This window comes from Streptomyces cynarae (genome assembly GCF_025642135.1).
GTDB lineage: Bacteria > Actinomycetota > Actinomycetes > Streptomycetales > Streptomycetaceae > Streptomyces > Streptomyces cynarae.
The window spans coordinates 5891621-5909194 of record NZ_CP106793.1; the positions used below are offsets into that span (position 1 = coordinate 5891621).

Here is a 17574-nt window from a genome sequence, read left to right on the forward strand (position 1 = left end):
GATCAGTCTGCCTGCGGAAACCCCATGGTTCTCGTCGGCCGACGGGCTCGGCTGCGGTGCACTCGCAACAGTTCCGGAGGGCGATTGTTTCCTCAGTATCTGTGCTGGTCAGAGCTGTTCATAGTTCGCCATGACCTGCTCCCGTCCACGGATGGTCCACGGGCGACCGAGGGTGGTCAGCGCCAGCTACTGGGGTTCCAGGTTCGACGGTGTCGGCCAGTCCAAGCCGACACCGGGAGGGCTGGCGGCACACGTTTACAGACCCGCAGGTGCAGTCGTTGTCGCCGCGCTCTATCCGTGCTGACGAGTGCTCACAGGTGCAGGTCTGTCGCCCTCGTGATGCTGCTTCGTGTAGATTACACTTTGATCACACCATCACCACATGACCTCCGCGGTGTGCATGATGATCCACATAACCGCTCACCAGCGATGTTCGTCGCCGCGGGGTACGTCGGCGACATGCTCAAGGGCGGCGGTCCAGAGGTCTGTGGTCACCAACTCTCCCAAGAACACGTACAGTTCCGTACGATTTTCTGTGGTGTTCAGGGGGTAGTGGGCGCCGCGAGGGACTTCTAGCAGGTGTGTTGTCGGGTGGGGATCGTCAGTCGCGAGCGGGGTTAGATATGAGCGGGACGGACTCGAACGATCTACCGTCCCCTGGTAGCCAACTCTTCATCGACGGCGGGATGGCTACCGTCGTCGCGGCTACCGGCGCTGGCGATGGAGTCGACCTCGTCGTGCGCCGCAGTGACGGGACGCTCACTGACGTTGCTCTGAGCCTCGCTGAGTTGCATGCGGCTGTTGTGCCTGTCAACGACGCCGGTGGTGATCCTGCCCGGGCGCTCGCCGCACTGTGGGGGCGGTGGATGCAGTATGCCGTCCCCCGCATCCGGTCCGCTGTCCTCGCCACACGCCCGCTGCGGCCTTACGCGCACCAGGACGAGGCGGTGTTCAGCCACATGTTGGCCCAGCCACGCCTGCGGTTCCTGCTCGCCGACGAACCGGGCACTGGCAAGACGATCATGACGGGTATGTACATCGCCGAGGGCACGCGGCGAGGTTTGATACCCGGCAGGACGGTGATCATCGTGCCAGCGCACCTCGTGGAGAAGTGGAAGCGGGACTTGCTTCGCTACTTCGCGATCGAGGCGGCTACAGTCACCCCTGACGTCGCCCGGGACCCCCGTGACCTCGATCCGCGCGTCAGCGTGTGGGTTGTGAGCGTGGACCTGTACACCTACAACCCAGACGTTAGGCGCAAGATCTCCGGGGCCCGGGCATCGTGGTCACTTACGGTCTTCGATGAGGCGCACCGGCTGACGCCTACGTCCCAGTACCTCGGCGCCGCGCGGGAGGTGGCGAACCGCACCCACCACTTGCTGCTGCTCACCGCCACGCCGCACCGCGGTAAGGAGCACTACTTCCGTGGCCTGCTCAGTCTTCTTGACCCCACGCTGTACCCCTGGGACCCGCGGCAGACCGAGTACGACAATGCGCTGAGGCCCTCGACTCTGACCTTTCTGCGGAGGATGAAGGAGGAGCTGAAAGACTTCGACGGCAACGATCTCTTTCCGCCTCGGTATGCCAAGACCGTGTCCGTTGACCTTAGCGGCTCCGAACTCGCGGCCTACACCGCGGTGATGGACTACGTCGACACGTACTACGGAGAGAACGCAACCCTAGCCCGCTCTATATATGGCAAGCGGGCCGCCTCTGCACTGGTGGCTGCCGCCGCCACGATCACGCGACGGCATGAGGCCCTGAAGGGGCCGGCGGCCAGCCGGGTCGACGGCCCCACACCTGACGAGTTCACTCAGAGCGACGGGTCGGTCAACCTCGCCGTCGAGGACGACGAGGCGTGGGAACGCGCCGAGGGCATCGTCGTCAACGCCCGCAGCCGCAGCAAGAGCGAAGAGCTCACGGCGATCGACGAGGTCATCGCGGCCATACGACTGGCCACGACCGCTGGCCCGTCCGCGAAGTGGCTACGCACCCAGAAACTTCTCACCCACCACGGCATCGCACCGGGCCAGGGCCAGCTGCTCATCTTTACCGAGTTTGCCGACACTGCCCGCTGGCTTGCTAGTCAGTTCACCCGCGCCGGGTACAGCGTCGAGACCCTTGAGGGTGCAGTCAAGCACCATGAGCGCGACCAGCTCCAGCAGCGGTTTCTCGCCGGGGAGTTCCAGGTCCTCGTCTCCACCGACGCCGGCGGCGAGGGCATCGACCTGCAGTCCGCCCACGTCATGATTAACTGGGACATTCCGTGGTCCCTGGTTCGCCTCGAACAGCGCATGGGTCGATTGCACCGTATCGGTCAGACCAAGCCGGTGCACATCTACCACCTCGTTGCGCCCGATACCCGTGAGGGCCGGGTCCAGGAGGTCATGCTCGGTAACCTGGAGGCCGCCGGCGAGGCGCTCGACGGACGGATCTTCGACCTGCTCGACGCGACCGCCGCCCGTGCTGGCTTCGACTACACCCGTGCGCTCATCGATGCTCAAGCCGGTCAGGCCGTCACGGTTCCCGGTACAGCCGAGTTGTTATCCAAGGCACGGGAGTTGGTCACCGACGAGGACCGGCTCCACACCCCCGCCAACACCGAGGCCGCGCTCGATCGGTTCCGTAGCGACCGCCTGGAAGCGATCAACCCGGTCATCGTCGATGGCTTCGTCGACCAGCTCGCCCGTGCAGAGCAGTGGCGTCTCGGCCCGGGGCCGGCCAAGGGCATCCGCCGCGTCACCTCGGCCCGGCTGCTGCCGCCGACACTCGGCGGTGCGCACGAGGCGCTCGTTGCTGCTGACGGTGCCTCTGTCCGGCAGGCGATCAACGACGGCTCTCAGGGGCTGGATGACGTCGTTGTGCTTGGGCCTACCGAGGAGTCGTTCGCCGAACTGACTGACCTCGCCCTGCGCACTGGCGAGAGCGAGCTCATTCGGGGCACGGTCCTCAGCGACCCCGCGTCGCTGACGAATTACACCGTCCTGGTCTACGACGCCGAGGTCGAAGTACATGACGGCATCCGCCGGCAGCGGCGCAAGTCTCCGGTCCTCATTCGGTACTCCGGCGCCGGGGCATTCGAGAGCGCCTGGGAGTCCCTCATGTTGCTCAGGCCCACCGGTTCCAGCCATGTCCCGCCGCCCCTATCTCCGGCGCTGCGGCACGACAGTGCACTGGAAGCCCGGGCGGCGCTTACGCGGGAGGTCGCCCGCGCCCGCGCGGAGCGGGAGGCGTGGGTCGACAAGGCGCGCCAGCAGCTTGACCAGGTCGAGTACCGATATATGGACGAGCTCGAGGAGCTGCCAGCCACCGAACGGCGTGAGCGGATGTCCCGCTTCGAGGAGCTTAAGCGCCACCGTCTCGCCCAGCTTGAAGACATCAGCAAGGTCGGGCAGAGCGCTCCCCGCTTGGTCGGTTGGGCCCACGTTGTCGGTGAGGCCCTCGTCGACCAGCTTGGCTACGACCCCGACAGCGAAGCAGTCGCGGTGGCCACGGTCCTGGCCGAGCTTGACCGGCTCGGTTTCGACGTGGACGACCGCCAGTCCGCTGGTGTCGGCTACGACCTGCTTGCCCGGCACCGCACGACCCGAGAGCAACGCCTCGTCGAGGTCAAGGGTTTCCATGCGGGCTTGGAGCCGGTGTGGCTGGAGCAGCACGAGTGGGCTCAGGCGCAGCAGCGCGGTCAGGATTACTGGCTCTACGTCGTGGCCGACTGCGCCACATCCCCGACAGTCCTCGTCCGCGCCCAGGACCCAGCCAAGCTCCTAGCCACCGGGCCACGGCGCATCGAGCGGTTCCAGATCAAGGTTGCCGACCTGCGTCGGCTGATGGGAGAGCAGCGGTGACCACAACCACCAAGGCGCCGTCGACGGACACAGCGGCCACCTCGGATCGCGTCAGTGACGTGCACAGCCGCCTCATCGACCACTGGTTCCCGTGCTCATCGGTCGACGCCTCCGTCGGTACCACCGCGGGATCCGGCCGCAGCGAAAAGGCACTCTTCACCTGGTTTGCCTCTCGTCCCATCGCGCAGGCCCGCGCCGCCGTTCTGACCACCCTGCTGCCTGACCGCGAAGATCTTCACGCAGATGTCCGATCGGCCATCGAAGCGGGCAACCCCACTGCGCTGCGTCGTCTGCGCGAGGCCATCGCGGAGGAGTACCCCACCGGTCGCCCAGTCGTACTCGATATCTTCAGTGGCCGAGGCATCATCCCCCTCGAAGCAGCGCGCCTCGGCGTGACCGCGGTCGGAACGGACCTCAGCCCGGTCGCAACAATGGGTGGGCGCCTCCTGGCCGACTACCCGCTGCGCGACTGGTCGACCGAGGCTGCCGTTCCCTTCGCCAGCGGAGCTGAGTCGGAAGAGACACTCTTCAGCGACGATGAGCCTCGACTGCTGCGCGACGTCCGCGCCGTACTCGCTGAAGTGAACAAGCGTGTGGCCAAGGCTGTCGCGCCCTACTACCCGGCCAATAGCCGCGGCAAGGTGCCCTGGGCCTACCTGTGGGCCGTCAGCATCCCCTGTGACCAGTGCCGTCGGCGCTTCCCGCTCATCGGCAGCATGCGGCTGCAGTTTCCTTCCGGGCGTGAGGGGGACTTCGGGCAGTCGCTCGAGCTCGTCATCGATGGGGACCGATGGCGTTCCCAGGTGGTGGACGGGGACCCCGCTCAGCAGCCGACGTTCTCGGCCGCGGCGGGCCGCAAGGGTAAGAGCGCCCGCTGCCCGTTTCCCTCCTGCGGACACGTCCACACGCTCGACACCGTCAAGGCGAAGGGTTTCGCCGGCCAATATGAGGACGAAATCCTCGCCGTTGGTGAGGAGAACGAGGGGGTCGGCAAGACCTTTCGCGCCCCGACGGCTGACGACATTACAGCCGCCAAGTCCGTCGACCTTGCCCGGCTCGACGGCTTCGGCCCTTTCACTGCTGTTCCGGACGAGGCGATCCCGCCTGGCAATCAAGACACGATCCGAGCCAGTGGTTACGGCTACCGCACCTACGGCGCCCTCATGAACGACCGGCAGGCTCTTCTCTTCGCGGAGACAGTCCGTGCGATACGAGGCATACGCGCCGACCTTCTGGCTGCGCGACTCACCACCGACTATGTGGACGCGCTCACGGCCTACGCCGCAGCCAACATGCAGCGACGACTCAGGTACTCCACTCGGGGCGCAAAGCTACGCGCCTTCGGTGGAAATGCCTCACGCAAGGGCACGTGGGTCCAGGTTCACGACATCTTCGCGGACGAAAGCAAGGTGTCCTTTCAGTTCGACTACCTCGAGGCCGGGCCGGGCACCGGGCCGGGCACCTGGGAGAGCGTCACTGACAGTGGTTTGCTGGCGCTTAAGAAGGTCATCCAGGGAAGCGATGCAGGACGTCCGGGCCGATTCCGCCGAGCCTCCGCCACAGCTCTCCCCTTCCGCGACGGGTCGGTGGATGCGGTCGTAACCGACCCGCCGTACTACAACATGATCGACTACGCCGATGCGTCGGATCTCTTCCACGTCTGGCTGAAGCGCTGCCTCTTCGACGTGTTCCCGGATCTCTTCGACGTTCCGGGGCTGCAGGACAAGACCGACGAGATCATCGTCAAACGCGGCAACGCTCCGGGTGAGCACCGAACCCGCGACTTCTACGAGCAAATGCTCAGCCGTGCTTTCGGCGAGGCACGGCGCGTGCTGCGCGCGGACGGCCACCTCGTCGTCGTGTTCGGGCACTCTGACCCTGATGCGTGGCGGCGGCTGCTTGGAGCGCTGCACGATGCCGGTTTCGTCGTCACTAGCTCCTGGCCGTCGAGGACCGAGACGGCCTCGACCGGGGTGGCGAGCATCAAGGTCACAGTCGCGATCGGCTGCCGCGTAGCCGCCGCGAACCGACCGGTCGCCACAGCTGCTCAGGTCGATCGTGAGGTCGCCGAGCGGGTCAAGACCGCCGTACGGGAGTGGGACCGTGACGGCTTGGCCCTAACCGACCAGCTCATGGCTGCCTACGGGCCGGCGATGGAGGTCTACGGCCGCTACGCCAAAATCCTCAAGCCGGACGGCACTCAGGCCGAGCTCGATCGCTACCTAACTCTGGCGCGCACCGCGGTCCGCGACGCCACAGCGCTCAAGCTGGACGAGCTGCCGCTTGAGACGTTCGACGCGCCGACCCGCTTCGCCGTCTTCTGGCAGCGGCTCTTCGCACGCTCGGACGTTCCGAAGGGCGAGGCCCGATTTCAGGCGCAGGCGGACAACCTGCGCCTGGAGGATCTGCGCGGCGCGCTACTCACCGAGAGTAAGAGCGGCTACAAGTTGCGTCTCGACGCCCCGAGCGCTATCAGCGATAAGTCCTCGACGTTCGAGGTGGTCCGGGCTATGGCCGCCGCCTGGGACCAGGGCGCCACTGAAGGCGTTGCCGCTGTCGTCGCTGAGTCTGACCGGCAGCCCACTGACGCGCACCTGTGGGCCGTCGTCGGGGAGATCCTCGCGCAGCTACCTCCCAGCGACACAGTGGCCAAGGCTCTCACAGCCGTTCAGCGCAACGCCGGCACCATCGCCAACCTTGCGCACCGCGTCGCTACCGAGCTCGCCGTTAGCGAGCGGGATGACCAGCCCACCCTTCCGTTCACCATTAAGGAGTCCTGAGCATGTCGACCGGCACCGCTTCGCATTGGGCCGACGTCCTCACGCTCCGCCCCGAGGTCACTGCGTCCGACGGCTCAGTCGGCGAGCTGCAGATGAGCCTGCACAAGGCCGTCTACCAGACCGTTGACGTGCCATACCGCAAGGTCGACTACTACGGCGACATCACTCAGCCCACCCCGAACCTCGTCGGCTTCTTTAGCCGTGTCGCCCGTCGGCTAGGCACCGACGCCGAGACCACGGCGCTGTTCCACCTGGACCAAGGCATGGGTGGAGGCAAGAGCCACGCCCTCGTCGGGCTTTACCACATGGCCAACTCGCCGCAGGAGTTCTTCGCCACAGAGCTAGGCCGGAAGGTCCGCAGTGAAGCGGGGCTGGGTGGCCACGACGTAGACCTCACCGGTGCCCAGGCCGTTGTCCTCACAGCCGACTACTTCAGCCCGGGTAGGCCTAGCGAGACATTCGGCCCGGCCACGAACCTGTTCGAGCGGTTTCTCTGGTCGCTGACCGGCGGCGACATGGACCGCTACAAGCGCTACGTCAAGGGCGGGCCAAACAAGGGGACGCTGCAGCAGGCGCTCAGTGACGCGGGACGGCCGGTGCTCATCTTGCTCGACGAGCTCATGGACTACGTGCTGCAACTCGCCGACGCGACCAACATCGACCGCATGCCCAACGAGAAGGCGTTCCTCAACGCCCTCATGGACGCCTGCGACGACGTTCCCCGCGTCGTATGTGTCGTGGTCATGATACGCAGCGAGCTCGACGAGCGCGGGTACCCGCCGCTAGCCGATGACTTCCGCAGCTATGTCTCCGACCGGCTCGTGCGTAACGGCCCGGACGGCAGAGTCGCGGTGACTGAGTCCCACGACTTCGCCTCGATCATCCAGCGTCGCCTGTTCGAGCCGGCCGAGGTGGGCGCTGCGGCGTCGCGCGTGGCCAGGCAGTACGAAACGGTGAGCGATACCGCCTGGCGAGACAAGGTGCTTGACAAGCTCGGTCCGAACCGTGGGTTGACCGGCTTTGCCGAGCGAGTCGAGGCAAGTTACCCCTTCCACCCCGAGCTCATGCGACTGGTGCGAGAGGAGTGGTCACAGGTCCAGAACTTCCAGCGTGTCCGCTCCACGGTTGCGATCTTCGCCCGGACCGCGCTGCACTGGGTCACCGAGCACCAAGCCGGGCGCTGGGCGCCGGCCCTCATCGGCGTCGGCGACATCCCTCTTACTACCGCCCTCGAGCAGTTGCTTTCCTCTGGCCTCTTCATGGGCAACGACCGGGCCATCCAGGGCTATCGCTCCGTCGCCACCACCGACATCACCAGCACCGACGGGTCCGCAGGACGCGCCGTCGCTATCGATCAGCGGCTGCGCGCTGCCAGTGTCACCGCCCTCCAAGACCACGCGGGCGTGCGCATGGCCACCGCCCTGTTCTGTTACTCCATGGTTGCCCGCCCGCGCGGCGGCCGGGGGGCGACAAAGGCTGAGATGCTTGCGGCCATCCTCGAGCCGACTCCGGCCCCCGGGACCCCTTACACCGACGCTGAGGAGATCTTCAACGCCCTCACCGGCGAGGACGGACTCGGCGCACTTGAGATCACCCAGCCGACCAACGCACCCGGGCGCTACTACCTGTCCATCAGACAGACGCTCCGGATGTACTTCACCGCCTCCTTCGCGCTCGTAGACCCACCCTCGTGCGAAAAGCTGGTCTGGGAGCAGACGCAGAGACTCGCTCGGCGCGGTACCTTCGACGAGATCCGCTTCATCGACGCGCCGACCGCTACCGGGGACATCGACCTCCCGCGCACGTTTGACGGGGTGGACTCGGCCGTCACCCGCCTCGTCGTGCTCGACTCGCGCCGCTGGACCCTGCTCAACGGCAAGGACACCCTCAGCCGCGCCGAGATTACCGCTCTCCTCGGGCTCGGGCCCGACGCGCTGCGCGTGGACAATGCCGCCAGCTGCGTCGTGGCCTGCGTGAACACACAGAGGCGGGACGTGGCACGCAAGCGCGCCAGAGAGGTCCTCGCCTGGCGCAGTGTCCTAAAGCAGATCAACCCCGAGGACGCCGACGAGTTCCGCGAGGCCACCACCAAGGTGACCGAGGCTGAGGATAAACTCAAGAAGGACATCGAGAAAGCCTTCCAGCACTACGCCTACCTCGTCCGCGCCTCGGACGGGCTGCATGTGGAGTTCAAGCGGTTTGACGACGATAGCAAGTCATCACTGCGCGGGGACCAGGTGTGGGCGGCGCTCGTCGAGGCTGGTCGCGCAACGAACACGGCAGGCCTCTCGGCGGACTATCTCGCAGCCCTGCTGGACACTTTCGAGCGCACCCTTACGCCGCGCGAAGTCGTCCAATCCTTCTACAAGAACCCCATGTTCCCCCTGGTTGCCGCGACCGACGAGATACGCCAGGCAATCTTTGCTCTGCTCCACAACGGCTGGGAACTGGCAGACTCCGACGGCAACAAGCTCGCCATCGCCTCTCCGGAACATATCTCGATCGGCTCCATCAGCCAGAATCTTCGCCGCGCGGTCAAAGTGGCTGAGACCGTGCCCGCAGCCGGTGGTGCGTCCAAGAGCACCACGACGATCTCGATCCCTAGGCAGCCAGGCGGGTCAGTCAGCGGCGGAGAGTCCAGCAGGCTGTTTGGCGTCGACGACCATGAGTACCGAGCCACGACGGGAGAGGCGAGCGAGGCCAGCACCGGAGATGCCGCTCCGAGCAGCTCGGAGCTCAACTCCTTTAAGCGGTACATCATCGACCTGACCAACCGCAGCATCACCGCTCCGGATTCTCGTGAGCAGGTCTGGCAACTCCTCAAGGAACTGAGCAAGGTCATTGATGCACCCGGCACTAACCACCAGCTCATTAGTCTGAGCGTCACGCTTGTTACGTCTGAGGGCGCACAGGGGGCTATCGAGCAGAAGGCAGAACAGGCAGGTGCACGCGTTCGGGTCGAGGACGACGACTTCTAACCAGCCGGGCGTGAGCGAATGCCAAAGCACTGGTATTACGCGCAGCCGGTCAGAGGGTTCCCCTGTGCCGACCCGCGATTGGCCGGCGGCTCAGGGACAAAACAATCGGCGCAACGCGCCGACTGGTTGATTCGGCGTGCTGAGGCTCGCGCAGGTCCCTTCTAGCCTCCTGCCTACGCGAACGCTGTAGTCAGGAGGCAGGGTCGGGCTGGCTACTTCTTCTTGCCCTGGGTCTTGTCGGGGGTCTCGGCTCCCTGCTTCTTCCCTGCTCAGGGGCGGTGGGCCCGAGCGCCTGGTGGTCGTCATTGGTCGTCATTGGCCACTGACGGGCGGCCTCGCACGGCCCAGGGACGGCCCAGACAGCCAGCCGGCTCAGACCTCACTCATCCGGTACGGCTCAGGCAACGGCGACAACGGCACGCCGAGCACGCGCCCCAACAGGGCTCGTGCAACTGCGTCGCGCTCTGAGCCCGGTTGGCCTGGTCTCATCGAAAGGATCAAGCGGTCTCCGGTGACGACAGCAGCACCCGTGAAGCTTGGGTCGGTGATCGAAGACTCATCCAACGTGACGTCTAGCTCAGCGAGAAGCTCAGGCAGAGAGGCGTCGAGAAGGTGCTGAGGACTCAGCACCTTCTGGGCGTAGTCGGTCGTCCACTTTGGCGTCTGCGCTTCGTCGTGCCTTGTCACGGGCCCATCTCCCTCAGCTGGCCTTGAACGGGTCGCTAGAGGTCTCCCCCAGGGTCGTGCCAGAACCACAGCACGCTGAACGATCTCCCCGTAACAGTGAGGACAGAGACATCAGTGCGAGGACCGCTCTGAGGACATCAGCTTGGGAAGCTGCGAGCATTTGCGGCTGGTTCAGGCGCTGACCTGGACGAACGACCGGGGCACGGCTTGTGGGGCTCGGTTGACTTCACCGTGATTTCCCGCTGTTCCCCGCTCGATCTGGTGCGCTTGTGGTGCGGGCCGAGCGTCGTATGGGTCGCCGGAGGCCGTGGAGGGAGAGGCGCCGTCAGTGCCCATGGCTAGCGTCTCAGACGCGCGGCCGGCTTCCGAGGTGTCCAGGTCGGTAGGGCCGTTGCATCCCGGCCTGGTAACAACCGGGCCTAACCAACGGTCGGGCTTCGTCGATGGCCAAGAGGCAACCAGCGTTGGCCGCGCCTCAACCATCGCCGTGCATCAGGGCAAGCGCACAGATGAGCGCTCAGACAAGGTGAAAGCGCCGAAGGGCCTGACCTGGACGGCCGTAGAGCGCCAGGATGTTTACATGTCTAGTGACCAACTCGTGCGCTTCCAGATCTCTGACCTTGTCGCCAACGGCCTCACATGCCGTCTTCCCGAGGCCGACCCTACGAGGGTCTTCCTTCAGAACGCGCCTCGCCGCCAGCACGGAGCGAGCGGGCAAGCGGCGCTCTTTCCGGAAATGACGTTCGAGGCAGCTAACCGACTCCGTGGGCACCTCCTTGAGATGGCTCAGGACATCCGTGCACGACGGTATAGGTGTAGCGGAGTCACAGCTCAGAGCGTGCAACGTTGCGCCGACCAAATCCGCTCAGGGATGTTCGTCAGCAATGCGTCTCGCGGAGTACCCGGCACGGAAGGCATCGATGACTACCACGGTCTTCGCCGCGGCAAGGCCGAAGGATGAGGGGACGTTGGCCACAATGGCCATGGCGATGGGCTGTCTCGTGCCGCTGCCGTCCGCTGTCACAGCCGTCGATGATCCGCCAAAAGGAGCACCGCCTTAGGAGAGAGGGTGGGGCGTCGGGCCGTTGACCTGCTGCTTCGGCGGGCGAGATGGCGGGCACAGATGCGCCCGCCAGCCACCCTTATTGACCGCTGCTGACCCCGGTATCTGGCACGGCTATGGCACGGTGACCTCTTCGTCCCCAAGCTGCTGAGACCTCAGTCCGGCAGGCAGGAGCGGAATCGGTGGAGCAGTTCAAGTGCGGCAGGGCTCTCTGCGTTGAAGGTCTGGCCTTGTTGTTCGACAGGAAGACCCGGACCCCAGATACGGGCACCGTGACAGTGGAAGCAGAAGGCGATCTCGAAGAGCTGATCGGTGGAGCTGTGCGCCCGGATTCCCCAGCCTGGGAGGAAGCAGCGGTACAGCTCACTTCCTGGTAGGTCGGCGATCAGGGACAGGGCCTGCTGGGCTTGGTCTCCCTCCCAGATCGCGGCAGTGTCGCCGACCAGGTTCTCCGAACTGAGGTGCCTGACGGGATCGGTGATGCGGACGACCTCGATGAGCTCGGTCTTCCCATGGGTGAGCGGTAGCAGCATGCCCCCAGACTCTCCGATCGTGACTTCGCTGACCAGGGACGGCCGCGGCGGGTACGGCGATGGCGGCGCCAGCGTTGGATGTCAGCGGAACAGCCCGGGCATCGGGAAGGCCCCAACGGCTCCTCCGGCCGGCCCAGCGTCACCAGACATGCCGACCGGTACACCTCCACAGCGCCCGGCACGTCCGCTGGCCATCGCTCTCCCGTTTGACGAGGACGAAGCCGCCGAACTTCATGGGCTGGCTGCACTCGGGACAGGCCGGGGCGTTGGTCATGTAGCGCACCCTAACGGAGCGACCGCTTCGTCCCGAAGCCACTACGTGGGGCGCTCGGCCTTGGGCTGGTGTGCCTCTCACCTGCTGCGACGGTCCGCAGACGTCCGCGGTTGTTCGCCGCTGTGTGTCGGCGTTGTCACGCAGTTAGACACTCACCGGGCATCGCTAGAAGGCGTTTCCGTGGCTGGAGGCAACTTTCTGCTGTCCTCCATGGCTTTGCCGAAGCTCTTGCAGAATTCAGCGAACCCCCACTGCGCGCCGGGAGCTGGCGCGAACGAGGCGAAGGACCCGACCTGCTCGCCACTCACTGCTATGTCCAAAGTGCCTTGCTCGCCGATGCGAGCGCTCGGACACTCTCGAAGATCCTGCGCGAACATGGGCCTGGTCTGCCTGCCCTGCCCCAACCAAGCACCCCAGTAGATGGTCCGGTCCGTGAGGAAAAGGACTCCATCGTGAGGACCGTCCCACAGGTTCCGCGCAGGGGCACTGGCGATCTTCTGTTCCCCCGGCTCGAGCACCGGCTCGATGCTCCGCCAGTACTCTGCCTGAGCTCTGTCGTAACGTCGCTGTGCCCACCGTCTCAACATCGCGAATGGCCCCTCCCTTTCAACTGCAGCCAGTATTGTGCGTTTTACAGCGTTCCGTCCTCGGTTCGAGCGAATCTCGGGGCCAGGGAGGCATCGTTGCCCAGTGGGCTCGCGGCTGTCGGCGGCACAGGCGCTGACTGTAGAAGATGCGGGCACGCCCCAGCAGGCTAGACCAGCAGGTCCGCAGGGGTTCCGTGACAGGCTGCTGAGTGTTGTCGGCCTCCGCGCTCGTTGCCGTCACTGCCGTCTGGCTCAGAGCATTCTCTGATCCGTAGCTCTGCGGACCCCGGAGGGAGACGGTGCTACAGGGTTGGGCCCCTCGGACTCGGTCACGGTGGTCAGCATGGACGACACCCGCCGCCCAATCTCTGGGCCACGCATTGTCCCGAGGTGCCGCTCAAGCTGCAGCACCTCAATGGACGTTCCTCGGCGTATGCTTCGCAGGTGACTTCACGTGCGCTGGTCGAGTGGAACACTTCCCGCCGTCAGAAGATCAACTTGTTATGGGGAGTCCATCCTCAACTGACGGGCAACCCGCCGACGCTATGGCGTGAACACCAGGCTCTTGCCATCGTAATTCAGCGGATGGCCACAGAGTTTCAGGGGTTCGCACGTGATCTCCACGACGAGTGCACCGACGTTTTCTCAGCTGAAGTCGCAGCTGGTAATTCTGCCGTCGAAAACGTTCTGCGAGAACGCCTCACATCCGACAGAGCCCTTAGCCGCGGGAACGCTCACAGTGACGGGATTTCCAAAGATTTCGGTCGTCTTGGAATGACATTTTGGCCGTCCATGATAGCGGCAGATAGTCGAGCAAATAACTGGAAAAAAGATCTCCTGAAACTCGTTGAAATGCGTAACGGGGTTGCGCATGACGATGCGGCAAAGCTCGCCAGATTGCAGCGCGAGGGTTACACACTCGACGCTGCGTCCCTACAGAAGTGGCAAACTATGCTCGACGACATCGCTACCAGCATGGATGACATGACGAGTACCTATCTGAGTGCTCTACTGGGCATCCAGCGACCTTGGTGAGGTGGAGGCGTGACTGAGCGAGAATACGAGGTTGGGCAGGAAGTAGCTGTCCCCTGGGGGCTCGATGTAATCGAGGGGACCGTGGTTGGTTCGTATGGATCGGGCCCGGGACGCCGCATCTTGGTGGATGTCTCGCCAGCGGGGGACACCAGTGAGGCAGAGACGCTGGCTTTTCCAGTCCACGTGCTGGAGTCTGCCGAAGTTTCGAAGCTGGAGAAAGAACCCGGAAGCTGGCTATCGGCCTACCGCTATGAGGCTGAACTGGGCGAGGCGCTCCAAAGAGTCTTGAGCCGCTTCGGCGGGGAGTGGAGCAGTGATCGCTCTATTCGACAGGGGCCCGACAGCGGATATGATTTCGCATTTTTCATCAAGGGTCGATTGATCGTCGTTGAAGCGAAACACTACTCTCGTCCGAACGTCCCTGTAAGGACAGAAATGGCAGCCCAGCTAGCGCGCCACATTTCACAACTGCGTAACGCCAGAAACGCAAAGATTGTTGGGCTTCTCATCACAAGTGGCGTGGTTCCTGCGCAACTAGAAAGCAACATTGAGCAGTTCAGAAGGGAGGGCAGCCCGATGTGGGCCACTCATTGGCGGCCCGAAGACGGTGATGCTCCCCTGGTCGAGGTAGTGAGCCGAGCTCTATCTAATCCTGCGTAGAGGTTGTCCCGTAACCCGTGTGGCGGTTGCTGCGTTGCCTGGGCATGGGTGGGGTGATCTCGGCGGATGATCCGAAGTGGATCGAGCCGTTCTCCGGGCTGTCCAGGTGCAGTTCGCAAGGCTGGTTGCGTTGGTACGGCGCCGTGGCAGCGACGTTCAGCGCGGCCGCCCCTGGCGACTGCCGCTGGAGGACCGGGTGCTGCTGGTGGCCACGTACTGGCGGACGAACCTCACCTTGCGGCAGATAGCGCCGCTGTTCGGGGTTTCGAAGTCCGCGGCGGACCGCATTCTCGATCACCTCGCACCCCTGCTGGCCATCTCGCCGGCCCGTCGACCTCGCAAGGACACCGTCTATATCGTCGACGGCACCCTGGTGCCCACCCGCGACCGCAGCATCGCTTCTTCCAGCAAGAACTACCGGTATTCGACCAACCTGCAGGTCGTCATCGACGCCAACAGCCATTTGGCCGTGGCGATCGGGACCCCGCTGCCCGGCAGCCGCAACGACTGCGGGCCTTTGCGGAGTCCGGTGTCGACCGGGCCTGCCGCGGCGCCCCGGTCATCGCCGACGGCGGCTACCAGTGCACCGGCCTGCTCATCCCGCACCGCAAACAACGTGGCCAGAGCATCTCAGCCCGCAGCAGGAGGCGGAGAATGCCGTCCACCGCCGGGCACGCGCCCGGGTTGAACACGCCCTGTCCCGGCTGAAGAATTGGAAGATCCTGCGCGCCTGCCGGCTCAAGGGCACCGGCGTTCACCAGGCCATGCTCGGGATCGCCCGACTTCAGAATCTCGCTCTCACGGGACGAGCTGGCTCTGGTTCACCGCGAAGGTGTCCCGTCCATCCGGCGTCGTGACCCCGTTCTGCGAAGTGGAGATAGTAACGGCTCCGTCGCCGGTCGGGCGTTTGTCGATATGGGTCGGCGTCAGCCCGCACAGCCCAGGGACGACCCAGTACGGAAGCCAAGTAGCAGATCTGCCTCCGCTGTCGGCTCCTCGGGAAGGATGGGTCTTCGGAAATCTCATGGCGGCACGCCCCCAGCACCGGTGATGATGATGGGGTGACAGAACCGGACCTTGGCGAGGGCTTGCTGCGCCTTGAGAACTTGATCTCGGAAGACCTTCACGAACGTATCGACCCCTCCAACCGTGCGACGTTGATCGGATGGGGACTCTTCTTCACCGCCGTTCACCAGATCCGTGCGGTGCTCGTGCTGCACCAGGCCGACGCTTGTGGGGCCGCGAGCCCGAATCGGCGCAGTGCCCTGGAACACACCGTCACGCTGCGATGGTGTGCGGATCAGGGCGACCGCATAGGCGACATCTACAACCGCAAGTTGGGGATGGACCAGATCCAACTTGCGAAGGCTATTCGAGCGGATTGCACGGTCGAGCGATATCAGGACGCGTATCAAGTGATGGCAGAGTCAGTGGAGACGGTTAAGGAGTCGATCGCGCCGGACCCCAACGAGCGGCTCGCAAAGATCGAGCACCTGATGAAGAACTACGGGCTGACCAGGGAGTGGAGTTACTACACGGTCGAGTCCCGCTTCACACATCCGACTCTCACCGGGACTCAAATGTTCTTTCAAGAGGACCATGAGGCCTTCCGGGTCAGTCAGATGCCGATCTACGAGGAACTCGTCTCCTGCCCACTGTTCTGCCTGTGGATCCTTCACACGGCGATGCTGTGCTTCAACGAGCTGCTCACTGGAAGACCATGGGATTCGGAGCTTAAGAAGATCGCCAAGGAGCACGGGTTCATGACTACGCTGCCCGCGTGGCAGGGCGCTGGAGAGCCGAGGTAGCAATAGCTGCAAGCCAGACACGTGGCAGGCGAAGGCCAGGCCCTCTTCGTCGCTAAGCCTTGGCTTTGGGGTCCAGCTCAGACTGGAGCCGTTTCAGGGGTGGCCAGTGAGGAAAAGGTGATATGTGTGACAGGAGCCAACCCGGATATCCATGATCTTGCCCTACTTTTCGAGGAGATGGCGCAATACCCGGTCTCTGGAGAAGTGCGCATAAAGTACCGGGACGGTCGAGCGGTGATAGCGCGCCTAAGTGATGGCGATAGAGAAAGCACGCTTAGAGAGATCGCTTATAGCTTTTCTAGTGGCGTGATTCGCTTTGAATCCCTCAGGGGTGATCGGTTCGAGGTGGAACCGGAGACCGAGGGCGCGAGAACCGATCACCGACCTGTCGTGTACCTGGATCAGTGTCACTGGAGCACCATATCTAACTCGATCTTCGATCCTGCACTGATCAGAAGGGAGGAAGACCGCGATGCCGCTGCTAAATTGATCGATTTGGCGGAGCGTCGGGAGGTAATCATTCCAGTCTCGTCTGCGCATGCGCTTGAAACCTCTGCACTTTTTGATTCAAAGCGCCAGAACCTGGCATCCACTATTCTCAGGCTATCCCGAGGCTGGCAGATGCGGAGCCCAATCGTAGTGCGAATGAAGGAGATGGCCGATGCCTTGGTGCGTAGGTCTGACGTCTCGCCACACGAATCCGAATTGGATGTTTTCACTCTGGCCGCAGGAGCCATGGATACGAATAGGAGAATTTCGGATGCTTCCGGACTTCCGCCCGGAATGGCTGCGCTCTTCGAGAGGATGACATCCTTTTCTGCGATCTATGATGTACTTATGAATCCGGAAAAAGTTCCATCCGCCAAGACGGGTTGGCATGAGCACTATAACAACGTATCCCGCGACCCGGAATTTCAGGCGCGGAAGGCGAGTCAAAAAATAATTGATGGTCGCGCTATGGCGATTGCAGATGTCGCGCCTGAAGCTATCGCGGTTGCTCAATCGCTCGGCATAACTTCTGTGGAGCGTCTCTCGGTTACGCTATATGAAGAAATTGAATCTATGCCGTTCATGCGCCTCTATGGGGACGCGATCGGCCACCGACTGGCGATTCGCGCGAATTGGGAGGCGAATGACCTAGTAGATATGCTGTACTTGGGGTGTGCAGCTGCATATGCTGATGTTGTTGTGGCGGAGAGAGCCGCCACGAATTATTTGCAAAGGGCATGGAGAGGTACAGAGGCGGAGTGTCCCGTTGTCGCCAAACTCCCGAAGGCAGTTGATCGCCTCTCTCATTTGCTGTCGTGACGCCCGATTGGCAGCC

9 protein-coding genes and 1 pseudogene are annotated in these 17574 nt (G+C 63.9%); 8 read left to right on the forward strand and 2 right to left on the reverse strand.

Features of this window, described 5'->3' with window-relative positions; translation table 11 throughout:
• Nucleotides 1–686 precede the first annotated feature (686 nt).
• The 3 genes from N8I84_RS26910 to N8I84_RS26920 are packed head-to-tail and all read left to right on the forward strand — an operon-like array spanning nt 687 to nt 9603.
• A complete protein-coding gene (locus N8I84_RS26910; RefSeq protein ID WP_263232069.1) occupies nt 687–3845 on the forward strand; it encodes a helicase-related protein in 3159 nt (1052 codons plus the stop codon).
• Nucleotides 3842–6625, forward strand: a complete 2784-nt coding sequence (locus N8I84_RS26915; RefSeq protein WP_263232070.1) for a DUF1156 domain-containing protein — start codon at nt 3842–3844, stop codon at nt 6623–6625. The genes N8I84_RS26910 and N8I84_RS26915 overlap by 4 nt, the downstream gene beginning before the upstream one ends.
• 2 nt (nt 6626–6627) lie before the next feature.
• A complete protein-coding gene (locus N8I84_RS26920; protein WP_263232071.1) occupies nt 6628–9603 on the forward strand; it encodes a DUF499 domain-containing protein in 2976 nt (991 codons plus the stop codon).
• Nucleotides 9604–9975: 372 nt separating this feature from the next.
• Here the strand turns inward: N8I84_RS26920 and N8I84_RS26925 are convergent, their stop codons facing one another.
• Nucleotides 9976–10290, reverse strand: a complete 315-nt coding sequence (locus tag N8I84_RS26925) for a hypothetical protein (RefSeq protein ID WP_263232072.1) — start codon at nt 10288–10290, stop codon at nt 9976–9978.
• A gap of 1218 nt (nt 10291–11508) precedes the next feature.
• Nucleotides 11509–11886: a hypothetical protein gene (locus N8I84_RS26930; protein ID WP_263232073.1), complete on the reverse strand. Its 378-nt coding sequence runs from the start codon at nt 11884–11886 to the stop codon at nt 11509–11511.
• Nucleotides 11887–13137: 1251 nt separating this feature from the next.
• Here N8I84_RS26930 and N8I84_RS26935 point away from each other — a divergent pair.
• From N8I84_RS26935 to N8I84_RS26955, 5 genes and pseudogenes are all read left to right on the forward strand, one after another.
• Nucleotides 13138–13782, forward strand: a complete 645-nt coding sequence (locus N8I84_RS26935; protein WP_263232074.1) for a hypothetical protein — start codon at nt 13138–13140, stop codon at nt 13780–13782.
• Nucleotides 13783–13791: 9 nt separating this feature from the next.
• Complete coding sequence (locus tag N8I84_RS26940) at nt 13792–14442, forward strand: hypothetical protein (protein WP_263232075.1); 651 nt, start codon at nt 13792–13794, stop codon at nt 14440–14442.
• Between the two features lie 44 nt (nt 14443–14486).
• A pseudogene (locus tag N8I84_RS26945) lies at nt 14487–15299 on the forward strand (transposase).
• Between the two features lie 204 nt (nt 15300–15503).
• Nucleotides 15504–16250 (forward strand): DUF5677 domain-containing protein, encoded by a 747-nt coding sequence (locus tag N8I84_RS26950; protein WP_263232076.1) that lies wholly within the window; start codon nt 15504–15506, stop codon nt 16248–16250.
• Between the two features lie 126 nt (nt 16251–16376).
• Nucleotides 16377–17558: a hypothetical protein gene (locus N8I84_RS26955; RefSeq protein WP_263232077.1), complete on the forward strand. Its 1182-nt coding sequence runs from the start codon at nt 16377–16379 to the stop codon at nt 17556–17558.
• The last annotated feature ends 16 nt before the right edge of the window (nt 17559–17574 follow it).

What these genes read in the sequence shown, in the direction of transcription:
- N8I84_RS26910 (WP_263232069.1), top strand. Translation starts at nt 687, where the DNA reads ATGGCTACCGTCGTCGCGGCTACCGGCGCTGGCGATGGAGTCGACCTC.
- N8I84_RS26920 (WP_263232071.1), top strand. Translation starts at nt 6,628, where the DNA reads ATGTCGACCGGCACCGCTTCGCATTGGGCCGACGTCCTCACGCTCCGC.
- N8I84_RS26930 (WP_263232073.1), bottom strand. Translation starts at nt 11,886, where the DNA reads ATGCTGCTACCGCTCACCCATGGGAAGACCGAGCTCATCGAGGTCGTC.